At 65.5% G+C, this 22,584-nt stretch carries 19 protein-coding genes; 5 read left to right on the plus strand and 14 right to left on the minus strand.

Features of this window, described 5'->3' with window-relative positions; all coding sequences use genetic code 11:
• Positions 1–2: 2 nt before the first annotated feature.
• Together AB0876_RS22450 and gabT are read right to left on the minus strand one after the other, a co-directional pair.
• Positions 3–1,457 (minus strand): NAD-dependent succinate-semialdehyde dehydrogenase, encoded by a 1,455-nt coding sequence (locus tag AB0876_RS22450; protein ID WP_526042967.1) that lies wholly within the window; start codon positions 1,455–1,457, stop codon positions 3–5.
• Between the two features lie 31 nt (positions 1,458–1,488).
• Complete coding sequence (gene gabT / locus AB0876_RS22455) at positions 1,489–2,835, minus strand: 4-aminobutyrate--2-oxoglutarate transaminase (protein ID WP_526043049.1); 1,347 nt, start codon at positions 2,833–2,835, stop codon at positions 1,489–1,491.
• Between the two features lie 111 nt (positions 2,836–2,946).
• On the opposite strand from gabT, the gene AB0876_RS22460 reads away from it, so the two are divergent.
• On the plus strand, positions 2,947–4,425 hold the full coding sequence (locus tag AB0876_RS22460) for a PucR family transcriptional regulator (RefSeq protein ID WP_526042968.1): 1,479 nt from the start codon (positions 2,947–2,949) through the stop codon (positions 4,423–4,425).
• Here AB0876_RS22460 and AB0876_RS22465 read toward each other — a convergent pair.
• The 4 genes from AB0876_RS22465 to AB0876_RS22480 form a co-directional block, all read right to left on the minus strand.
• Complete coding sequence (locus tag AB0876_RS22465; RefSeq protein ID WP_491842114.1) at positions 4,415–5,230, minus strand: acyl-CoA thioesterase; 816 nt, start codon at positions 5,228–5,230, stop codon at positions 4,415–4,417. The genes AB0876_RS22460 and AB0876_RS22465 overlap by 11 nt on opposite strands.
• Before the next feature lie 71 nt (positions 5,231–5,301).
• Entirely contained in the window at positions 5,302–6,453 is a 1,152-nt protein-coding gene (locus AB0876_RS22470; protein WP_491842115.1) for an acyl-CoA dehydrogenase family protein, read from the minus strand.
• A complete protein-coding gene (locus tag AB0876_RS22475) occupies positions 6,453–7,676 on the minus strand; it encodes an MFS transporter (protein WP_491842116.1) in 1,224 nt (407 codons plus the stop codon). Before AB0876_RS22475 ends, AB0876_RS22470 begins: the two co-directional genes overlap by 1 nt.
• A gap of 109 nt (positions 7,677–7,785) precedes the next feature.
• Positions 7,786–9,000 carry a cytochrome P450 gene (locus AB0876_RS22480; RefSeq protein ID WP_526042969.1) on the minus strand — a complete coding sequence of 405 codons (1,215 nt, stop codon included), beginning with the start codon at positions 8,998–9,000 and terminating at the stop codon, positions 7,786–7,788.
• A gap of 104 nt (positions 9,001–9,104) precedes the next feature.
• Here AB0876_RS22480 and AB0876_RS22485 point away from each other — a divergent pair, with 104 nt between their 5' ends.
• Positions 9,105–9,728, plus strand: coding sequence for a TetR/AcrR family transcriptional regulator (locus AB0876_RS22485; protein ID WP_491842118.1), 624 nt, complete (start codon positions 9,105–9,107; stop codon positions 9,726–9,728).
• A 10-nt stretch (positions 9,729–9,738) separates the two neighbouring features.
• Here AB0876_RS22485 and AB0876_RS22490 read toward each other — a convergent pair whose 3' ends face one another.
• The 3 genes from AB0876_RS22490 to AB0876_RS22500 form a co-directional block, all read right to left on the minus strand.
• Positions 9,739–12,648: an MMPL/RND family transporter gene (locus tag AB0876_RS22490; protein ID WP_491842119.1), complete on the minus strand. Its 2,910-nt coding sequence runs from the start codon at positions 12,646–12,648 to the stop codon at positions 9,739–9,741.
• A complete protein-coding gene (locus tag AB0876_RS22495) occupies positions 12,645–13,073 on the minus strand; it encodes an MmpS family transport accessory protein (protein WP_064881610.1) in 429 nt (142 codons plus the stop codon). Before AB0876_RS22495 ends, AB0876_RS22490 begins: the two co-directional genes overlap by 4 nt.
• Positions 13,074–13,281: 208 nt before the next feature.
• Positions 13,282–13,896 (minus strand): sigma-70 family RNA polymerase sigma factor, encoded by a 615-nt coding sequence (locus AB0876_RS22500; protein ID WP_491842120.1) that lies wholly within the window; start codon positions 13,894–13,896, stop codon positions 13,282–13,284.
• 309 nt (positions 13,897–14,205) lie between these two features.
• On the opposite strand from AB0876_RS22500, the gene AB0876_RS22505 reads away from it, so the two are divergent.
• From AB0876_RS22505 to AB0876_RS22515, 3 genes are all read left to right on the plus strand, one after another.
• On the plus strand, positions 14,206–15,618 hold the full coding sequence (locus AB0876_RS22505; RefSeq protein ID WP_491842121.1) for an NCS2 family permease: 1,413 nt from the start codon (positions 14,206–14,208) through the stop codon (positions 15,616–15,618).
• Positions 15,619–15,653: 35 nt separating this feature from the next.
• Entirely contained in the window at positions 15,654–16,616 is a 963-nt protein-coding gene (locus AB0876_RS22510; RefSeq protein WP_491842122.1) for a DUF808 domain-containing protein, read from the plus strand.
• A 160-nt stretch (positions 16,617–16,776) separates the two neighbouring features.
• On the plus strand, positions 16,777–16,980 hold the full coding sequence (locus AB0876_RS22515; RefSeq protein WP_065459362.1) for a cold-shock protein: 204 nt from the start codon (positions 16,777–16,779) through the stop codon (positions 16,978–16,980).
• A gap of 58 nt (positions 16,981–17,038) precedes the next feature.
• On the opposite strand, the gene AB0876_RS22520 is transcribed toward AB0876_RS22515, so the two are convergent.
• The 5 genes from AB0876_RS22520 to AB0876_RS22540 form a co-directional block, all read right to left on the minus strand.
• A complete protein-coding gene (locus AB0876_RS22520) occupies positions 17,039–17,533 on the minus strand; it encodes a DUF5994 family protein (protein WP_491842123.1) in 495 nt (164 codons plus the stop codon).
• A 272-nt stretch (positions 17,534–17,805) separates the two neighbouring features.
• Entirely contained in the window at positions 17,806–18,441 is a 636-nt protein-coding gene (locus AB0876_RS22525; RefSeq protein ID WP_526042970.1) for a TetR/AcrR family transcriptional regulator, read from the minus strand.
• Positions 18,438–21,323, minus strand: coding sequence for an MMPL/RND family transporter (locus AB0876_RS22530; RefSeq protein ID WP_526042971.1), 2,886 nt, complete (start codon positions 21,321–21,323; stop codon positions 18,438–18,440). Before AB0876_RS22530 ends, AB0876_RS22525 begins: the two co-directional genes overlap by 4 nt.
• Entirely contained in the window at positions 21,320–21,748 is a 429-nt protein-coding gene (locus tag AB0876_RS22535) for an MmpS family transport accessory protein (RefSeq protein WP_491842126.1), read from the minus strand. The genes AB0876_RS22530 and AB0876_RS22535 overlap by 4 nt, the downstream gene beginning before the upstream one ends.
• 113 nt (positions 21,749–21,861) lie before the next feature.
• Complete coding sequence (locus AB0876_RS22540) at positions 21,862–22,524, minus strand: TetR/AcrR family transcriptional regulator C-terminal domain-containing protein (protein ID WP_491842127.1); 663 nt, start codon at positions 22,522–22,524, stop codon at positions 21,862–21,864.
• Positions 22,525–22,584: the final 60 nt, after the last annotated feature.

Below are 22,584 nucleotides of genomic sequence, written 5' to 3' on the forward strand. Positions count from 1 at the left end.
GGTCAGTCGAAGGCCACGCTGAAGTACTGCGTCTCCTGGAACTCCTCGAGGCCGACACGTGCGCCTTCGCGGCCGAGACCGCTCTGCTTCATCCCGCCGAACGGGGTCGACGGATCGGACACGACGCCCCGGTTGATGCCGACCATTCCGGCGTCGAGGGATTCGGCGAGTCGCACCGCATCTTGCAGCCGGCCGGCGTAAACATAGGCAGCCAAACCATATTCGGTGTCGTTGGCCCAGCGCAGGAGGTCTTCCTCGTCGTCCCACACCACCACCGGAGCGACAGGTCCGAAGATCTCGTCGGCGAGGACGGCGGCGTCCGGGGCGACTCCGGTCAACAGTGTGGGCGCGACGAACCAGCCCGCCGATGGCACCTCGGCCTGCGCGGCGATCACCGCACCGTCGGCCACTGCGGCATCGATTGTGGCGGCCACCCGCAGCGCCGCGCGCTCGCTGACCAGGGGGCCGATCTGCGATGCCGGATCGGATGCCGGACCCACTCGCAGCGCCGCGACCTCGGCGCCCAAACCGGCGACGAACTCATCGACGACCGACGCGTGCACATAGAACCGGTTGGCCGCCGTGCAGGCCTGCCCACCGCCGCGGAACTTGGCCACCATCGCACCGGCGATCGCCGCCTCGACGTCGGCGTCGGCGGTGACGACGAACGGCGCGTTGCCGCCGAGTTCCATGCTGGCGTTGACGATCCGGTCCGCGGCCTGCTTGAGCAGCACGCGACCGACGCCGGTGGAACCGGTGAACGACACCTTGCGGACCCGGTCATCGCTCAACCAGTTCTCGACCACGGCGGCTGCATCGGTGGTGGGCACTATGTTGACCACACCGTCGGGGACGCCTGCGGCCGACAGTATTCCGGCGATCGCCAGTGCCGTCAGGGGCGTCTCGGCGGCCGGCTTGAGAACCACGGTGCATCCCGCGGCCAGCGCGGGGGCGATCTTGCGGGTCGCCATCGCGGCCGGGAAGTTCCAGGGCGTCACGAGCGCCGCGACCCCGACCGGCTTGTGTGTGACCAGGGTCCGGGTGCCACCGGCGGGGCTGACGCCGTAGGCGCCGTCCGTCCGCACCGCCTCCTCGGAGAACCAGCGGAAGAACTCAGCGGCATAGGCCACCTCGGCCCGGGCGTCGGCCTGCGATTTGCCGTTCTCCGCGCAGATCAGGGCGGCCAGGCGCTCGGTGTCGGCGACCATCAGGTCGAACACCCGGCGCAGGATGTCGCTGCGTTGTCTCGGGCTCGTCCCGGCCCAGCCGGCGAAGGCCCGGTGCGCGGCGTCGACAGCCGAGCGGGCGTCGGCCACGGTGCCGTCGGCCACTTCGGCGATGGACAGGCCGGTGGCCGGGTCACGCACTTCGAACGTGGTGGCAGCCCCGCGGTTCTGCCCGTCGATGAGGATCCCGTGCTTGGTGTCGAGACCGGCGATCGCGTTCTGTGTGTTCACTGAAAGCTCCAGGGATCGAGCCGGCCAGGGTTCAGCGGGTCTCGGCGAAGATGGCGGCCAGGATGTCCAGCCCCTCCTCGAGCAGGTGGTCGGGCATCGACAGCGGCGGCAGGAAACGGAGCACGTTGCCGTAGGTTCCGCAGGTCAGCACCACCAGCCCCTGGGCGTGGGCAGCGGCCGAGACCTGCTTGGCCAGGTCGGCGTCGGGTTCGGTGGTGCCGGCCTTGACCAGTTCGACGGCGATCATCGCGCCGCGGCCGCGGACCTCGCCGATCCGGGAATCCTCGGCAGCGATCGCCTCGAGACGGCCGGTCATCGCCTTCTCGATCTCCACCGCACGGGCCAGCAGCCCGTCGCGCTCGATGGTGTCGATCACCGCGAGCGCCGCCGCGCAGGCGATCGGGTTACCGCCGTAAGTACCGCCGAGCCCGCCGGCATGCGGCGCATCCATGATCTCGGCGCGACCGGTGACCGCCGACAGCGGCAGGCCACCGGCGATGCCCTTGGCGGTCACGATCAGATCGGGGACGACGCCGTCGTGCTCGACGGCGAACATCGCGCCGCTGCGGGCGAAGCCCGACTGCACCTCGTCGGCGACGAACACCGCGCCGGCCTCGGTACACCAGTCCTGCAGTGCGCGCAGGAATCCCGGTGCGGGAACGATGAATCCGCCTTCACCCTGAATGGGTTCGATCACGATGGCGGCGACGTTCTCGGCCCCGACCTGCTTGTCGATCAGGTCCAGGGCGCGGGCGGCCGCAGCGGCACCGTCGGTCTCGCCGTCACGGAACGGGAACGAGGTCGGCACGCGGTACACCTCACCGGCAAACGGTCCGAAGCCGCTCTTGTACGGCTGGTTCTTGGCGGTCATCGCCATGGTCAGGTTGGTACGGCCGTGGTAGGCGTGGTCGAACACCACGACGGCCTGCCGACGCGTGTAGGCCCGCGCGATCTTGACGGCGTTCTCGACGGCCTCGGCACCGGAGTTGAACAGCACGCTGCGCTTGTCGTGGTCGCCGGGGGTGAGCCGGTTGAGCTCCTCGGCCACCCGCACGTAACCCTCGTACGGGGTGACCATGAAGCAGGTGTGGGTGAACGCGGCGACCTGCTCGGTGACCGCCTCGACCACAGCCGGTGCGCTGTTGCCCACGGTGGTCACGGCGATGCCGGAGCCGAAGTCGATGAGCTGGTTGCCGTCGGCGTCGACGAGGATTCCGCCGCCGGCGGCGACCACGTAAACGGGCAAGGTGGTGCCGACGCCACCCGCGACCGCAGCAGTCTTCCGTGCCTGCATCTGCTGCGAGACGGGGCCCGGAATAGCGGTGACGATCCGGCGTTCCTGGGTGACGGCCGCACCCGCGATCTCGGCGATGCTCACGTGTTCCTCCTGCTGCTGGCGGTTGTCTGCCCTCACGCTAGGCAACGGTCTCCGCGCACGGGAGGTCAGGAGTGCACATTTTGCAGCAGATAATTGTGCAAAACTGGCAGCATGGTCCTGGTCAGCGATCTCCTCGACGAGCGCGTACTCGGACTCAGTGCCGTGCAGGTCGATCAACCCGACGCAGCGGTCCGCTGGGTGGCCACAAGTGAGCTCGCCGACCCGGGGCCGTTCCTGGAAGGCGGCGAGATCCTGCTGACCACCGGCTTGGAGACCGGCGACTGGCACGGCCAGTGGGACGGCTACGTGCGCCGGCTTGCCGACGCCGGGGTGGCGGGCATCGGATTCGCCGTCGGGCTCACCCACGCCGAAACGCCCGCCGAACTCGCCGACGCCTGCCGCAGGCACCAGGTGAATCTGTTCGAGGTGCCGCGTCCGACCACGTTCGTCGCGATCAGCCGATACGTCGCGCACCTTCTGGAGGAACAGGAGTCCACCGCCACTCGCGAGTCACTCAAGACGCAGCGCAAGCTCATCTCGGCGGCGGCCAAACCGGATCCCGCCGTTGCGGTCATCACTGCACTGGCCGCGGCGCTCGACGGCGCGACGTGCCTGATGAATCCCGACGGCCGCGTCGTCACCGGCCCGGTCGGCGCCCGCCGCAGCGAGTTTCCGCTCGACGAGGTCGCCGACGACGTCATGCGCCTCCAGGCACACGGATTGCGTTCGGCTGCGGCACAGTCCAATCCGACCACCTCGGTGTCGGTGCACCCCATCGGTTTGCGCGGGCGGGCGTCGGCCTATCTGGCCGCCTTGATGCCGGCCAGGGCATCGGAAGAACACCGTCAGGCCGTGACGACCGCCGTGGCCCTGTTGGGCCTCGTCGACGAACAGGATCGCAGCCGTGCCACCACCCGTCGGCATCTGCGTGGCCGGGCAATCGAGCTTCTCGCCGAAAGCGATGTCCGCACTGCCCAATTGGTGTTGGAGGTGGACCAGGCGGCGACCGTGCTGCCGAAGCGGATTCGCTTCTTGCGGGCCACCGGGGACGAGGCCGCCGTCGAGAACGCGGCGGCCGCCCTGGAGCGGCGCGGCATCCTTGCCGGGGTCTACGCCGGTGAGCTGTGCGCGATCACCGAACCGTCCCGGGCCGGGTCGACGGCGTCCCGGCTGGCCGAGGACGCGCTGCTCGTCGGGGTCGGGAATTCGGTCGCGCCCACCGACGGCGAGACGGGTTACCGCACCGCGGGCCTGGCGCTGGGCCAGGCCACCGACGGCTCCGGTCCGGTGGTCTGGGACCGGGTGATCGACGACGGCCCCCTGGGTCTGATCGATCCCGACAAGGCCGCCGCCTTCGCCGAATCCTGGTTGCACGGCCTCGATTCCGAGCAGCTGGAGACGTTGCGTTGTTTCCTGCGCCATCACGGGTCCAGACTCAAGGTCTCCGAGGAACTCGGCCTGCATCGCAACACCGTGCGTAATCGTCTCGCTGCCATCGAGACGGTGCTGCCCGGCAAGCTCGACGATCCACAGACCCGGGTGAGCGCCTGGATCGCCCTGCAATCGGTGCCCGAGGACCTCAGGCCTTGAAGTACACGAACTGGTGGCTGGTGGCCAGCAACGCACCGCTTCGCCCGAACAGGCGGGCGCTCTGATCGAAGTAGCCGCCGGAATATCGGTGCGCCCGTGCCGTTCCCAGAATGAAGTCGTCCCCCTGAGCCGCGAGCTGTTCGTCGTCGGCGTGGAAATACACCGAGATCGACACCGTCCCGGCCGGAACGAAGTGCCCGCGCCGCAGGAACACCCGCGGATAGAAGATATCGCTCACCGCGGTCAACGCGGCGAAATCCATTGGCCTGGGAGGCTTGTTGCGTACCCACAGGGTCGTGGTCGAACTCGCCGATTCGGTCGGTTCGGCAGAATCATTGTGGGCGTCCGGCATCGCGCCGTCGACGAAACGCATGTCGAAGTTGTCGAACCACACCACGCCGAACGGCGGCACCGACGGCTCGATGCCCTCGGGGGCCTGAGCCTGCGGCCATTCGATCTCGGTGTCCGACCAGCCTTCCCGGCGCAGCCCGAATACCGCGGTGGCGGTGGTCTTGACCTCGCCGTCCTGGCTGAGTTCGACGATCCAGTGCTGATTGGACCGGTTGGTCTTGACCAGCCTTGTCACGACCTCGAACGCACCGTCAGCGATGGGCGCCACGTAGTTCACGGTCAGCGCGATCGGTTGGCCGTGCCGCTGTGGGTGCAGCTCTACCGCGTGCAGCAGGGTGGCCGCGGTGATGCCACCGAACGGGCCCACCATGTTGGCCCACTCCGGCAGCGTCCGCCCGCGCCAGCGGTCATCACCTGCGGGTTCGAGCTCAAGGGCGTTGTCCAAGGGATGCACCCGGCCACAGTACCGAGGCCGCCTGCGCGGGTTTTCCGCGCGCCAGGGGCCTCACCGCCGGCCACGGCGGCTCACTTCGCGGGCGCGTAGTTCGGCCGGCCCAGGCCCAGCGCCTGCTGGGCGATCATGTTGCGGAACACCTCGAGGGTCCCGCCATAGATCCCGGTCGGACCGGCCAGTCGGAAGATGTACTCGGCGGCACCGTCGTCGACGGCCCCCGGCGTACCGACGGACAAAGCGCCGGCGGATCCGACGATATCCATCAGGTCCGGCGACACCTCCCGCATGGTCTGGGCGATCGCGACACGGCCGTACATGTCGGGACTGCTCAGAGCCGCTTCCAACCGGGCGACGCCCCGGCCCAACCGGTAACGCGACGCCGCGTCGTCCGGGGCCACCGCAGCGACGCGGTCCACTGCCTCGGCCATCAAGGTGATGTGCTCGGTCATGGTGGCGAGCTTCTGCAGGCCACGGGTCTCGCGTTCGAAGGTGCCGTGTTCGAGTTCGAGCGCGCCACGCAGCACCGTCCAGCCGCCGTTGACCTCGCCGACGCGGTACCGGTCGCTCACCCGGACGTCGCTGTAGTAGGTGATGTTGGTGCGGTCCCCGTCGACGGTGCGGATCGGCTGAATCTCGACGCCCTCGGAATCCAGCGGCACGAGGAACATCGTGAGGCTCTTGTGTTTGGGCGCGGCGGGGTCGGTGTTGGTCAGCAGGAACACGTATTGGGCGTTGTGCGCATTCGAGGTGAACATCTTGGACCCATTGATAATCCAGCTGTCGCCATCCCGGACGGCACGGGTCTTGCAGGTCGCGACGTCGGACCCGCCTTCGGGTTCGGTGTAGCCCAGGCACAGCCGCAGGCGCCCGTCCAAGACACCGGGCAGTACCTCGTCGAGAAGCTCGCGTGAGGCGAACTTCTCAATTGAATGCGCGACCATCGCGGTCGTGCCCCAGTGGAACCAGGGGGTGTGCGCCCGGCCCACTTCCAGCTCCCAGATGCGGCGCCGGACCGCGCTGAATCCGCCGTCGGCCTCGGCCTGGTAGTCACCGGCCAGGTACCCGGCCTTGCCCAGGGCCAGATGCACTGCCTCGTCGAAGTTCTCGCCGGTCTCGCGGTCATGCTGGATCACCTCGTCGGTGACCACCTCGGCCAGGAAGGCCCGCAGCTCATCCCGGAAGGCCCGGTCTTCCGCGGAGAGCTCGACATGGGAGAAGTCCATCAGCACACCGTGACACTTTTATCGTCATTTGTAAATATGGCCGGTCGACGGCGCAGCAGTAGCAGAAGGGCGCCTCCGATGAATGCGGCGACTCCCGCCAACACCAGGAACCCGTCGAAGCTGTTGGTGGAAACCAACATACGACTGAGCACCACGGCCCCCACCGCAGACGAGACACCGATCACCGCGGACAGGATGCTGAGGACGGTGCTGTACACGCCGAGGCTGAAGTGCCGCGCCACCAGGTAGGCGATGACATCACCTTCGGCTCCCCAGGCGGCGCCGAGACAGCAGACGGCCACGGTGAGGACACCGATGCCCTCCCACGGCGACGCGATGAGCAGGCAGCCGAGACCCGGCAGTGCCATCGCCACCGCGGCGACCACCTGCGCGGGCAGCCGATCGAGCGCCACGCCGCACACGAAGCGACCGACGATGACGGCGATCGCGAACACCGTGATGAGCACCGCGACGTCGGCGCCGGCCCCGGCGTCGCCGAGCATGATCCCGAGCTGGGTGGTGGTGACCGAGTGGTACAGGTTGCACAACAGGACACCGGTCAACAGAATCCAGAAGACCCTGCTGCGCCCGATGGCACGGTAGTCCTTGCCGGCCTTACGTTCTCCCGCGGCCTGCGCCGGCTCGCCGTTGTGTCCGGGAACGAGCACCAGGGCCAAGACGCCGATGAGCGCAATGGTGGCCGCGATGGCCAGACAACCGACCCGCCAACCAAAGGTGCGGTTGACGACATCGAGCGCCGGGGCGCCGATGGCACCCAGCAGCGGCGGACCGGAGATCGCGATGGCCAGGGCCAGACCCCGGGCCGCCTGGAAACGCGTCGCGACCAGCCGGCTGTAGATCGCCGGTGTCGTGGTCACCCCGAGCGCGATGAGGGCGACGTTGATCGCGAAGTACTGCCAGATGGGTCCGGACATCATCGCGTACGCGACCCAGCACGCAGGCAGTCCGACGACGCCGACGGCGGCAATCCGCCGGACCCCGAACAGGTCGGCGAGGCGGCCGTAGAACGGCAGGAACACGAACGTCAGCAACGTGATCGCACCGGTCAGGGCGAAATCCGAGCGGCTCCACCCGAACGCCGCGAGGAACTGCGGCCCCATCGCGGCATTGGTGTAGGCGCTCAGGCTCAGACCGGCGCTGAGTCCGGCGGTGGCGGCAGCGAGCGGTTGCCAGTGGGTCCGCAGCTCGCCGAAGTACGTCATGGTGCCCCTCCCTATCCGCCGAAGTGGCATTCCAGCAGGCCTTTACTCGCACTTCTCCTGCCGGAATGCGGTTTCGGCGAATGCTAGGTGCTGGGCACCGGGCCGGCAGTCACCAGGTGACCGGCAGCTCCACAACGCCGTAGATCTCCTTGTCGTTGTGGAATCTCAACTCGTCCGGCTCGACCGCCAGTAGCAATCCGGGCAGTCTGCGCACCAATGCGGTCAGGGCGATCTGCAGTTCGGCCCGGGCAAGGTTCTGGCCGAGACACTGATGCACGCCGTAACCGAAGCCGAGATGCCCTCGGCTGTTGCGGTTTACGTCGAAGGCATCGGGTTGTTCGACGAATGCCGTGTCGAAGTTGCCCGCAGGCAGGTTCATGAGGACCGCGTCACCGGCTCGGACGAGCTGCCCGCCGATGACCACATCCTCCAGAGCAACGCGGTCCACCAGGCTGTGCACGATCGACAGATAGCGCATCAACTCCTCGACGATGCTGGCCACCACGGCTGGGTCATCGGTCTCCCGTAGACGCGCGGCAGCGTCGGGATGCTGGATCAAGGCCAGCGCACCCAAGGCGATCATGCTGGCGGTGGTTTCGTGGCCGGCAGCCAACAACATCTGGCCGTTCATGGCGGCAGTTTCGCGGTTGAGTTCACCCGTGGCCACATGGTCGGTGATCAGCCGACTCATCAGATCGTCACCCGGTTCCCGCTCCTTGCGAGCCACCAGGTCGAACATGTAGGTGAACAACGCCAGCTGGGCCTGCAGGCGGTCCTCCTCGGATGCGTTGGCGTCGAGCCCGGCCGCACTCTGCTTCTGGAAGAACTCGTGATCCTCGTACGGCACCCCCAGCAGCAGACAAATGACCATCGACGGCACCGGCAGCGCGAACTTGCTCACGAGGTCCGCCGGCGAACCGGCCGCGATCATCTCGTCGAGGAAGCCGTCTACCACCTCCTGAATCTGCGGACGCATCCCTTCTGCACGACGGAAAGTGAAGTCCCTGGTCAACATTCGACGCAGCCGCTGATGCTCGGGATCATCCAGACGCGGAAAGATCAGGGCGATCTCGCCGCTCTCCGTCGGTACGCCGTACAACCCCGTATTGGCACTGAGCCGCTCGTCGACAAGGGCTGCCCGGATGTCCTCGTAGCGGCTGATCATCCATACCGGCTTCCCCTTCCAGACCGCGGCCTGAAGTCCTTCGGCCTCCCGCCATCGGGCGAACACCGGGGCCGGCGCCAATGGGCACCCGTCAGCGCGTGGAGCGGGGATCGTGGGAAGTTCAGCCTCCACCGACACGTCAGGACGAGGCATGGTCATCGGTGATCCTCACAATCTCCGGGCAGCAACTGGCAGTCAGCTGCCAGTTGCTGCGAGGTTAGAACGAGCAGATCTGGCAGTCAACTGTCAGATAGGCTGACGCCATGTCGATGGCCGAACGCCCGCTGCGCACCGATGCGGCGCGCAATGCCGACCGCATCCTGCGGGCGGCTCGTGAGGTGTTCGCCGAGCTCGGCCCCGATGCGCAGATCGACACGATCGCCGACCGCGCCGGAGTGGGTGAACGAACGCTGTACCGCAGGTTCCCGACGAAGGCTGACCTCCTGCGCGCCGCGCTCGATCAGAGCATCGATGAGAATCTGTCTCCGGCAATCGAAAAAGCGCTCGCCAGGAAGGATCCGCTACGCGGGCTGACCGAGCTGATCGAGGCTGCCACCGCACTCGGTGCCGCCGAGCACAACATCCTTGCTGCAGCCAGGCGCGCCGACGCGCTGGCCAACGTCGCGGATCGCCTCGAAGCCGCCATGCAGGAACTCACGACGCGGGCCCAGGAGGACGGCCTGGTTCGCGGCGATCTCGTCGCCGAGGATCTGCCGAGGATCGTTGCGATGCTCAACAGCGTGCTGTGGACGATGGACCTCGGCAGCGACGGCTGGCGCCGCTATGTGGTCCTGATCCTGGATGCCATCACCACCGCGCAGCCGCGACCGCTGCCCGCCGCTGCGCCTCTCAATCGTCCTGATTCCCTGGACAATTGGCCGATGTGAACGTGCGACGTTAACCCGACGACACCGGAATGGCCGCTGTGTCCTCATCGTCGGCGCGGGGCGGACGCGGCGGCGACGGCTTGCGGAAGTGGTTGTCCCCGCGGGGATAAACCACTTGCGGCCACCAGAACCACCTGCCCAGCAGGGTGGCGATGGACGGCATCAGCAGTGACCGCACGATGAAGGTGTCGATCAGCAGGCCGATCGCGATGGTCGAGCCCATCTGGGCCAGCACAATCAGGTTGCTCGCCATCATGCCGGCCATCGTGGCCGCGAACACCAGCCCGGCCGAGGTGACCACGCCACCGGTGCCGGCCATGGACCGGATGATGCCGGTCTTCAGGCCCGCGTGGATCTCGTCCTGGAACCGGGACACCAGCAGCAGGTTGTAGTCGGATCCGACCGCCAGCAGGATGATCACCGACATCAGCATGACCAGCCAGTGCACCGGCATCCCGAACAGGTCCTGCCACAACAACACCGAGATGCCGAACGACGCGGCGATCGAACTGCCGGCCGTCAGCACGATGACCAACGCGGCCACCGCACTGCGCGTCAGAATGAGCATGATCATGAAAATCAGCGTCAGCGCCGACACCACCGCGATCATCAGGTCGTAGCGGGCGCCGTCGGACATGTCCTTGTAGGTCGCCGCGACACCGCCGAGATAGATCTTGGCGTCCGACAGTGACGACATCTTCAGCGCCTCTTGCGCGGCCTTGCGCTCGGACTCGACGCGTGCGATCCCATCCACCGTCGCCGGGTCGGTCTGGTGGGTGATGAACATGCGGGCGGACTTACCGTCCGGCGACAGGAACATCTTGAGGCCGCGCTCGAAATCGGGATTCGTGAAGGCTTCCGGGGGCAGATAGAACAGGTCGTCGTTCTTGGCGTCGTCGAAGGCCGCACCCATCGACAGCGCGGTGTCGTTCATCGCCTGCATCTGGTCGATCAGGGCCTTCTGCGAGTTGTACGACGCCAGCGACAGGTCCCGACTGGTTTCCATCGACGCGATCGTCTGCGGGAGCAACGCGGTCAGCTTCGGCGCGAGGTCCGCGAGTTGATCGGTGTTGACCTGTACCGACGAGGTCTTGTCGGTCAGCTCGTCGATCCCGTCGAGGGCGTCGAAGACCGACCGGGCCGCGGAGCACATCGGGATGTCGAAGCAGTGCGGTTCCCAGTAGAAGTAGTTACGCATGGGCCGGAACTGGTCGTCGAAGTTCGCGATGTTGTCCCGCATCTTCTTGGTGACCTCCAGCAGCTCCTGCGACTTCGCCGCGGAGTCCTGGGTGAGGTGGGTCTGTTCGAGCGAGAGCTGGTATTGCCGCTTCATGATGTCGATCGAGGTGTTAGTCGCGTCGATCATCCGAAGCTGGTCGTCGAGTTGCTTGCGCTGGAACGGCAGGTTCATATTGCTGGTCTGCCCCGAGATACTGGTCTGGAACGGAATCGAGCTGTGCTGGATGGGGATTCCCAGCGGCCGGGTGATGCTCTGCACCATCGCGATGCCTTCGGAGTGCATCACGTTGCTCGAAATCTTGTTCAGCACAAGCATGTCGGCGGGATTGCGCATGTCATGGGTGGACTCGACCATCAGGATGTCGGGGTTCATCCTGGCCTGGGAGAAATGCCGGTCGGCAGCGGCGAAACCGACGTTCACCGGGGCATCGTCGGGCAGGTAGTACCGGTCGTTGTAAGCCGGCTTGTACCCGGGGATGGCCACCACCCCGATCAGCACGATGAACAGGCTGGTCACGAAAATCGGTGCGGGCCAACGCACCACCGCGGTGCCGACCTTGCGCCAGAACTTGCTCTGCGGGGGCCGCTTGGACTCGTACAGCCCGACACGGCTGCCGAGGTAGAGCACCGCCGGGCCGAGCGTGACCGAGATGACCACGACAACGACCATGCCGATCGCGACAGGGGCACCCATGGTGGAGAAGTAGGGCAGTCGCGCGAAGCTGAGGCAGTAGGTCGCTCCGGCGATGGTCAGACCGGAACCCACGATGACGGGCGCGACCGATTTGAAGGTCGCGTAGTAGGAGTCATCCCGGTCCAGGCCCATGCCGCGGTCTTCGCGGTACCGGCCGAAGATGAAGATGCCGTAGTCGGTGGCAGCGGCGATCGCCAACATAGTCAGGATGTTGCCCGCGAAGGTGGTCAACCCGAACACGTCGTGCATGGCCAGCACGGACACCACGCCGCGGGCGGTCAGCAGCGCCAGGAACGTCAGGAACAACTGGATCAGCGTGGTCCTGATCGAGCGATAGACCACCAGCAGCATGGCTGCGATGGCGACCAGGGTGATCAGGGTGATCTCGGCCAGGCTCGCGTTGCCGATGACGTGCATGTCGTTGGTCAGTGCGGCAGGGCCGGCGACGTGCGCCTGCACCCCGGGCGGAGCCTTCGTCTCCTCGATGACCTTGCGGACGGCTTCGACGCCCTCGTTGGCGAGCGTCATGCCTTGCTCGCCGGCGAGGTTGATCATCACGTACGACGCCTTGCCGTCGGCGCTCTGCGCGCCGGCCGCGGTCAGCGTGTCACCCCAGAAGTCCTGGATGTGCTGGATGTGCTCGGGATCCTGCTGCAGCTTGTGGATGATCTCGTCGTAGTACTGGTGCGCGTCCGGGCCCAGCGGCTCCTGGCCCTCGATGACGATCATGATCGTGCTGTTGGAGTTGAACTCCTGGAAGTTGGCGCCCATCAACTTCATCGCCTGCATCGACGGGGCGTCCTCGGGCGCCATCGGCGCGGCGTGCAATTCACCGACGACCTCCAGCTGCGGCGCGATCACATTCACGACGACCGCGATCGCGATCCAGATCAGGATGATCGGCCACGCCAGAATGCGGAGAAGGTGCGGGAAGGCAGGCCGCTTCGGCTTGCCGGTGGACTCGGGCGAGGTGACGGATGTGGTCATGCGGACTTCACCAGGCAGTAGGTCTGGGCGTTGACGCCATTGGCGGATTGCTCCTCGCGCACGGTGCCGTTGACGGTCACACGGCACCCGATGTGGTCGCCGCTGCTTTCACTGTCGCTGCGCGCCATGAGGTTCGCGCTGACCGTCGGCAACGTGGTGGACAAGGTGACGGACCAGGGCAGCTGGGCGTTGACCGAGTGCACCTTGGCGTCTGGATCGAAATAACTGATCTCGGCGGAAGTTCCGGGCGGCCCGTACACCTCGTACAAGACCACCTTGGGGTTGAACTGGACGATCTCGATCCCGGCTCCGGCATTCGCGTTGAGATCCTCCGAGCCGAACATCCGGTGTAGTCGTGAGACCACCAGGCCCGATACGGCCAGTACGACAATCAGAACCACTGGAATCCATGCGTGTTTCAACACACGACGAGCACCCCGACCAGGACTCACCGGTACCTCCCGACGATTACCCGAACCCGCCGACAGCGATGAGGCTTTCGGCGCTCGGCGAATTAGTTCGAATAACTATGTACAGCGCGGGGAACTTTACACCGCTGCGACCGAGGGCGCAGTCACGGCCTCGATGCTGGGAACTAGCTGTCGATTTCCTGAAAGGCTGGAGACCGGCGCGCTAGGCCGCCGTGCCGTCACGCGAAGGACGATCCAGATAGCCTCGGGCGGCGGCCATTTCAACCAGCCTCGAACGCAGGGCGCGGCGCCCGCGATGCAGCCTCGACATCACCGTCCCCACCGGAATCTGCAGAATCTCCGCGATCTCCTTGTACCGGAAACCCGCAACGTCGGCGTAGTACACGACGACGCCTTGTGATTCCGGCAATGCCCGCATCGCCCCGCGCACCTCGTCATCGCCCATCGACTCCAGGGCCGCCAGTTCCGCCGAGACCACGCCGAGCGGGAATCGCTGCGCCACCTCCGCGAGCTGGGCGTCGGAGAGCTCGTCGGCGAAGACCTCCTGCGGTCGACGCTGCGCGGTGCGGTAGGAGTTGATCCACGTGTTGGTCAGGATCCGGAACAGCCAGGCTCGGATGTTCGTGCCGTCCTGGTACGTGTGAAAACTGCTGTAGGCCTTGACCATTGTCTCCTGCACGAGGTCCTCGGCGTCGGCCATATTGCGCGTGTAACGACGCGCGGCCGCGAACAGCTGATCCACCAGCGGCAGCGCATCACGCTCGAATCGCTCCGCGCGACAATCGTCGTCGAAACTCACGTGCCTACCTGTGCTCATCGGCATGGCCCCCGCTCCTGCCACTGCTCATATCGCTAGCCTCAGATGCTCGCCACTCGAAGCTATCCGGCGACGCAGCCGATCCCCAGGGGGATTACCCCCAGGTTCGCGGTGGTTTTCCACACCGCACCGGCCGCGCCGAACTGTCATGCACGCAGCATGACACCTCAACCCAAGTTGAGGTCAAATGGTTTTCCCGGCGCCAATCTCTTTGCGGCTGTTGCATTTGCACATTTCGCTGATGAATCCGCGGCAGACATCGGCCATACGTCAGGAAACCGGGCCACTCCCGCCTTAGGCTCATCGGTTATGAATCGACTCGATCGCTTCTTCGAGATCTCGGCTCGCGGCTCGACGGCCCTCTCCGAGATCCGTGGAGGCCTGGTCACCTTCATCGCGATGGCCTACATCATCGTGCTGAACCCGGTCGTCCTCTCCGCCACCGCCGACGTCGCGGGCAACAAGCTCGCATTCGCGCAAGTCTCGGCCACCACCTGTCTGGCGGCCGGCGTGATGACGATCCTGTTCGGGATCATCGCGCGACTGCCGTTCGCGTTCGCCGCGGGCCTGGGCATCAACTCGTTTCTGGCCACGACCGTGGTGGGCACAGTCACCTGGCCCGAGGCCATGGGTCTCGTGGTCATCGACGGTCTGATCATCGTGGCGCTGGCCGCCAGCGGGTTCCGCCGCATGGTGTTCGACGCAGTGCCCATGCAGCTCAAATTGGCGATCACCGCGGGCATCGGCCTGTTCATCCTCTTCATCGGAGTGGTCGACGCCGGGTTCGTCGGCTCCACCGGTCTGGCCTCTCCCCCGGTCGGGCTCGGCACCGGCGGCATCGGGTCGATCAACACCGTGCCGACCGTCGTCTTCGTATTCACCCTGCTGGTCACCGGCATCCTCGTGGCACGCAAAGTCCGCGGCGGCATCCTGATCGGTCTGGTCACCGGCACCGTGGTGGCCGTGATCGTCGAGGCGATCTGGCACCTCGGGTCGGCTCAGGACAAGCCCGGCGGCTGGGGCCTGTCGGTCCCGACCCTGTCCGGCTCCCCGTTCGCGCTGCCCGACCTGTCGCTGGTCGGCGACGTCAGCCTGGGCGCCTTCAGCCGGATCGGGTACTTGGCGGCCATCATGCTGGTGTTCACGCTGGTGTTCGCCAACTTCTTCGACGCCATGGGCACGATGACCGGGCTGTCGCGGGAGGCCGGTCTGTCCGACCCGCAGGGCAACTTCCCGCGGCTGAAGTCAGCGCTGATCGTCGAGGGCGCCGGTGCCGTCGTCGGCGGATCCTCCTCGGCGTCGTCGAACACCGTGTTCATCGAATCCGGCGCGGGCATCGAGGAGGGCTCCCGCACCGGGTTCGCCAACCTCGTCACCGGTGCCCTGTTCCTCGCGGCCATGTTCGTCGCCCCGCTGGCCTCGATCGTGCCCACCGAGGTCGCGGCCGCGGCCCTTGTGATCGTCGGCGCCATGATGGTCTCGCAGCTGCGCCACATCGACCTCTCCGAGTTCTCGGTGGCCCTGCCCGTGGTGCTCACCGTGGCCACCATGGCCTTCAGCTATTCGATCGCCAACGGCATCGGCGTCGGCTTTGTGGCCTGGGCGGTGTTGCGGTCGGCCGCCGGTAAGGCCCGTGAGGTCAGCCCGCTGCTGTGGATCGTGGCCGCCGGCTTCATCCTGTACTTCGCCCGGGGCTGGATCGAGTCACTCATCGGCATGTAGCGGCCGGTAGCCTTCTCGAACATGGGGACAACGGTATGAGCGCCGGCCTGTTCGGTTTGCTCGACGACATTGCTGCCCTGGCGCGGCTGGCGGCGGCTTCGATCGACGACATCGGTGCGGCCACCGGCAAGGCGACCGCCAAGGCAGCCGGCGTGGTGATCGACGACACCGCGGTGACGCCGCAGTACGTGCACGGCATCAGTGCCGACCGCGAGCTACCGGTCATCAAGCGCATCGCGATCGGCTCGCTGCGCAACAAGATCCTGTTCATCCTGCCCGCGGCCTTGCTGCTCAGCCAGTTCGCACCGTGGTTGCTGACCCCGATCCTGATGCTGGGCGCCACCTACCTGTGTTTCGAGGGCGCCGAGAAGGTCTGGGGGCGGTTCACCGGCCACGGCGGACACGACACCCACGACGAACCCACCACGGCCGTCGGCGGCGACGCCGAGAAGTACATGATCACCGGGGCAATCCGGACCGACTTCATCCTGTCCGCCGAGATCATGGTGATCGCCCTCAACGAGGTGGCCAACCAGACTTTCTGGCCACGGCTGATCATCCTGGTGATCGTCGCCCTGGTGATCACCGCCGCGGTCTACGGAGTCGTGGCCGGCATCGTCAAGATGGACGACATCGGCCTGCTGATGGCCCAGCGCTCATCGAAGGTGGCACAGAAAATCGGCCGTGGCCTGGTCGCCGGGATGCCCAAGCTGCTGTCGGCACTGTCGACCATCGGCACGGTCGCGATGTTGTGGGTCGGTGGGCACATCCTGCTGGCGGGCACCAACACGCTGGGCTGGCGCACCATCTACGACGTGGTCCACCACGCCGAGGAAGCGGTGCACCACGCGGTGGGCGACCCGTTCGGCGGAGTGCTGGCCTGGCTGACCAACACCGCCGCATCGGCAGTCATCGGTCTGGTGGTCGGCACCGTGGTGGTGGGGATCGTGCATGTGCTGCCGTTCGGCAAGAAAGAGGGTCACGACACCCCTGCCTGACTGCGGGTCGAAGCTATTCCACCCATGGGCAATTGGGCCACACCGCAGCAAAACCGATTGCGGCAAAGGCAAATACTTTTAGGCGCGCCACGCATCGACGTGTCATACTCGTCCAGGACGTTTTTGGTACGTCCAGTTTTACAATGAGAGAAGTAAAAATATGACACAGGGAACTGTGAAATGGTTCAACGGCGAAAAGGGCTTCGGCTTCATCGCTCCTGACGGCGGCGCCCCGGACGTCTTCGTCCACTACTCCGAGATCAACGGTGGTGGATTCCGGTCGCTCGAAGAGAACCAGCGTGTCGAGTTCGAGATCACCCAGGGTGCCAAGGGCCCCCAGGCGGTGGGAGTCACTGCGATCTGATCGCCCCAAGACCTGAGATGGGCTGGTACGGATGCTTCCGTACCAGCCCATCTTCATGTCACACCGGCGTTTCGGCCTGCAGATGCCCCAACCAGCGCACGGATTCGACCCGGGCTACGCCCAGCACCCGATCTGCGGTGTCGAACACCGGGGTGCGCCGTACCGCGTCCTCCACGGGCATCGCTGCGGCACAACGCATCACCAACCCGCCCAGGGCGACGGATGTCTTGCACGGGACGACAAGGAGTTTCACGCACGCGTCCCGGCCCGCCACCATCATCAACCGTGGCCGACTCAGCTTCACCCCGTTGGGCACCCGGGTGCCGGTCACGATCGAGTCGAGGTCGAGCTGCCCCTCCGCGGCCGACCAATTGACGCGAATATCAACAACTTCCCCCAGTGATCGATGCAGCGCCCCGACCAGTTCGGGCAGTTCGCTTGCCACCGAGGCGGTGTGTGGCCACCACGCTCCGTCGATATCCGCGCCCAACTGTCGGGCGAGCGTGAGACGGACGGGACTGGCGAGCCGCCGTGTCCCGTTGAGGCCGTTCACGACGACTGCGCATCTGCACGCGACTGTGGCCTGGGCCGATCCGAGAAAACCAGATCCGCCGGCGGAGCATTCGAGCTCTCGACCGCCGGCACGGGTTCTTGCTGCTCGGGATGTGAAAACAGTTCGGACGATTCCATAAGAGTGTCCTCGAAAGGTGCGGGACTACCGCACGGGGTTTGGAGGCGAGCGATGGTTGATCACCGGGCCTAACCACAAACCTACACCCGATGGCCGCGACGGCGCGGTGCCGGGGGCACCACGGGCCACCATCGTCATCGGCCGCGGACGGCCGGCAGGATCAAGGTGTCGATGACATCGCGGACAAACTTCGAGTCGACGCTCTGACCGTTGACCACCCGCATCAGACCCATTCCGGTCAGCACATCGGCCACCAACGACCAGTCCCGGTCGGCGGCGACCTCGCCGCGAGCAACGGCCTGCGCCAGGATCGTCGTCATCACGCGGCGGCCCTTGAGCAGCATCAGATCTTCGAGCGCCGAGCCGAGGTGCGGGTCGTGGGTGGCCTCGACCGCCACCCTCAGCACCAGGTCGTACGAGAAGAGGTCGTTGTCACTGCGCGCGGTGCGCTGGACGATTTCGTCGAAATCGCCTTCCAGGCTTCCGGTGTCGGGCGCGTCGTCCTCCATCAGGTCCGGCTTCCAGTACACCAGCGCATCGGTGATCAACGCGGCCTTCGACGACCAGCGCCGGTAGATGGCCGCCTTACCGACACCGGCGCGCGCGGCGATGTCGTTCATATTGGTGTTGACGTAACCGTTTTCGGCCAACGCAGCCAACGCCGCATTGAGGATCGCCGGATCACGCGACCGATCAAGGCGGCCGTCGGTGCGCCGGCGCAGTCTCGACTCTGCGTCCGGCGTACTGCCACAGTCACTCAAGACAATCATCTACTGGTCGGGATGGGCGCGGTGCTGTCGTCGCTCTCACCGGCCTTCTTGCGTTCGCGCTCAAGGCGCCCCTGCCGGGTGATCTCAAAGGTGTTGAGCGGCCACCAGAACCAGCGACCCAGCGCCGCCGCGATGGACGGTGTCATGAACGAGCGCACGATCAGCGTATCCACTACCAGGCCGATGCCGATCGTCATACCGAGTTGGCCGACCACCCGCAGATCCGACACGATCATCGACATCATGGTGAAGGCGAACACCAGGCCGGCCGCGGTGACGACACGGCCGGTGGCCCCGATCCCGCGGATGATCCCGGTATTGAGCCCGGCGTGGATCTCTTCCCTGAAGCGCGAGACCACCAACAGGTTGTAGTCCGAACCCACCGCCAGCAGGATCACCATCGACAGCGGGATCACGATCCACTGCACGCCCAGGCCCAGGATGTCCTGCCAGAGCAACACCGACAAGCCACACGCCGTTCCCAGAGAAGCGGCCACCGTGCCCACGATCACCATGGCGGCCACCACACTTCGGGTGATGATCAGCATGATGCTGAAAATGAGGATCATCGCCGCGATCACCACGATCATCAGATCGGTTACCACGCCATCCTGCATGTCGCTGTACATCGATGCCGTACCGGCGAGCGATACCTTCGCACTGGCCAGCGGGGTGCCCTTGAGCGCATCGGCGACAACACCTTTGAGGTCGCGGACATGTTCGATACCGTCCACCGAGGCCGGGTCGCCCTGGTGGGTGATGATCATTCGGACCGCCTTGCCGTCGGGCGACATGAACATCTTGACCGCACGGTTGAAGTCAGGGTTCTCGAACACATCCGGAGGCAGGTAGAACATGTCGTCGTTCTTGGCCTGATCGAAGTACAGGCCGATCTCCGTCGCCCCCTTCGCCGCCTCCTGTTGCGCGGCCTGGGTACCGGCCATGGTGCTGTGCGTCGCGATCATGAAGTCTCGCATCCGCTTCATCGTCCCGATGGTGTCCTGCAACACCGGCAACATCTGCGGCATCAGCTGATCCATGCGGTCCATGTCGACTGTCAGACCCTGCATTTCATCGGTCAATTTGTCGATGCCGTCGAGAGTGTCGAAGATCGACCGCATCGACTGGCACATCGGGATGTCGAAGCAGTGCGGCTCCCAGTAGAGGTAGTTGCGCAGCGGCCGGAAGAAATCGTCGAAATTGGCCAGGTTGTCCCGCATCTCCTTGGTCGCTTCCACCATGTCGTGGGTTCGACCCACCATGCTGTGGGTGGTTTCGGTGAGCTCCTTGGTGATGGCGTACATGCGTTCCATGCTGGCGACGGTCTTGCTCATCTCGTCGGCCTGTTCGAGCATCTGCGCCGAGTTGTCGTTGTTGAACTTAGCGGACTGCAGCGTGCTGGCGTTCTGCGCGCCGAGCAGGAACGGGATCGAGCTGTGTTCGATCGGCGCACCCAACGGGCGGGTGATGGTCTGCACCCGTTCGATTCCCCGCATGTGCATCACGTTCTTGGCGACCTTTTCGATCACCAGCATGTCCGAGGGGGTGCGCAGGTCATGATCCGCTTCGAGCATCAGCAACTCGGGGTTCATCCGGGCTTGGGAGAAGTGCCGATCAGCAACGCCCATGGCCAGGTTCGCCGGCATATCAGCCGGGGTGAACTGCTTGTCGTTGTACTGCGGCACATAGGTCATCAGGGCGGCGAAGCCGATGACGGCGATCAGGCTGGTGACGAAGACGATGGGGATCGGCCAGCGAACCACCGACGTACCGATCTTGCGCCAACCCGGCGACGCGATCTTGTGCTTGGGATCGAGCAGGCCGAACTTCGACGCGATGGTCAGGACGGCAGGTGCCAACGTCAGTCCGGCGATGATGATCACCAGAACTGAGATGGCGCAGGGCAGACCCATGGTCTGGAAGTAGGGCAGCGTGGTCATGGTGAGGCACAGGCAGGCCCCGACGATCGTCAAACCGGAGCCGAGGATTACGTGCGATACGCCGCTGTAGGCGACGTAGAACGCGTCCTCGCGGTCCAGGCCTTTCGATCTCTCCTCGTGATACCGGCCGAGGAGGAATATCACATAATCGGTGCCTGCGGCCAGGGCCAGCATGGTCACCATGCTCACCGCGTACGGGGTCAGGCCGATGATGTTCAGGTAACCGGCGGCAGCCGTAACACCCTGTGCGGCAAATAGTTCCACAAGAATGACGACCATCGACACGAGCAGCGTCACGACGGAGCGGTACACCGCGAGCAGCATCACGATGATGACGCCGACCGACACCAACTCCATTTTCGCCATACTTTGATGGCCTGCCACGCTGGTATCGGCGTTGAGCACGCTGTTTCCGGCGACGTGGGCCGAGATACCCGGCGGAGCGGGCACCGAGGCCACGATGTCACGCACCGCGGCCACGGAGTCGTGGCTCTTGCTGGTGCCCTGGTCCCCGGCAAGGAAGATCTGCACATAAGCGGACTTGCCGTCCACACTCTGCGAACCCGCCGCGGTCATCGGATCGCTCCAGAAGTCTTGAACGTTCTGGACGTGCTCGGTATCGGCCTTCAGTTTCGCGACGATCTCGTCGTAGTACTTGTGCGCGGCGGCACCGACCGGTTCGTCGCTCTCCAGCACCACCATCGCTGAGGAATCCGAATCGTACTGCTGAAACACCTTGCCGATGTTCAGCATCGCCTTGTAGGAGTCCGAGCTGGTGGGGCTCAGCGGCACCGACCGGGATGCGGCGACCTCATCGAGTGACGGGACAAGGGTGCCCAGGGCAACCGTGAGGAGTACCCAGAACACGACGATCGGCAGCGAAAAGATCCGGACCATGTGGCCCAGGAACGGGCGATGGGTCTTCGAGTGCGCGTTGCTCATACGGATTTCACCAAGCAGTAGATGAACGGTTTGAAGGTGTCGGTGCTCGCCCGGTCGTCACGGACGTCGTCGTCGACGGTCACCCGGCATCCGAGACCACTGACGTCGTCGTCACCCTGAGCCATGATGTTGGCCGACATGGACGGCAGCGTCGTCACGATCGTGAACGACCAGGGCAGCGGGGCGTTTTCGATGAGGTTGGGTTGACCGTATTCGTCGAGATAGTTGATGTTCGCCGTGCCCCCGGAACCGGTGATCTCGTACTTGATGTGCTTCGGATTGAAGTTCTCGGTGATTCCGGAGCCCTCCGCCAAGTTCGGTCCCTGTTTGTCGGTCTCCCGAATTCGAAGGATCGCGTAGGCGCCCAGGCCGACGACAACCACCAGCACAATCGGTATCCACGCTTTTTTGAGCAACCTGAACACCGTTGCGCCTCCCCGACTGTGACACTCGAAAATTAACCCAGACGGAACTCAGGTTCCGTCTAAGAGGATGCTGAGTACTGTACTCGAGTCAAGATCGGCTGACGACTCGGTGGCTACTCGGCCAGAAATCGCTCAAGCCCGGCAATCACGATGTCGAGGTTGAATTCGAAATCGTGGGCTGCCGCCGCATCCACGTCACGATCGGCCACCACACCGCTGAGCAGCGGGAAGTCTTTGGACGGCAGGTCTTTCAGGGCGCGGATCACCTCGGGCGTCTGATGATGCAGCCGCGATCCGGCCGAACCCAGCACATCATGCGCGGCGGACATCGCGAGCCCGGACACCAGCGTGAGTACCCGGCCCGCATCGTCAGTGGTGAAGCCCGCGGCGGTCAGGGCCCGTAACACCTGCTCGGCCAGCGCGAGGCTGGCCGCGCCGCCGGTCCCGCTCAGACGGAAACTCGTGGCCGTCACGCCGAGTTTGAGTACGCCCTGACGGATCGCGCGTGTGTGCGCCCGCAGGATCTCCTGCCAACTTGCGTTCTCGGGCAGCCTCACCGAGGCGAGCTCGGTCTCGAACAGGTCGGCCACAACGAGCTCGAGCAGACCGTCGCGGTCACCGACGTAGTAGTGCAACGTCGTGCGGTCGACCCCGAGCGCGTCGGCCACCGCCTGCATCGTCAACGTGCCCGGCGGCATAGCCCGTGCCGCGGCGACGATCTGCTGCTGGTCGATGCGCGGTGGACGGCCCCGGCGCGGCGTGTTTGCGGTGGCCACGCGGGCAGTCTAGTTGCCGAGCGGGCCGTCGTCGGGCGACTCTTCCCTTTTTCTCACGGT

It is taken from the genome of Mycobacterium sp. NPDC049093 (assembly GCF_040704635.1).
In the GTDB taxonomy this organism is placed as follows: Bacteria; Actinomycetota; Actinomycetes; order Mycobacteriales; family Mycobacteriaceae; genus Mycobacterium.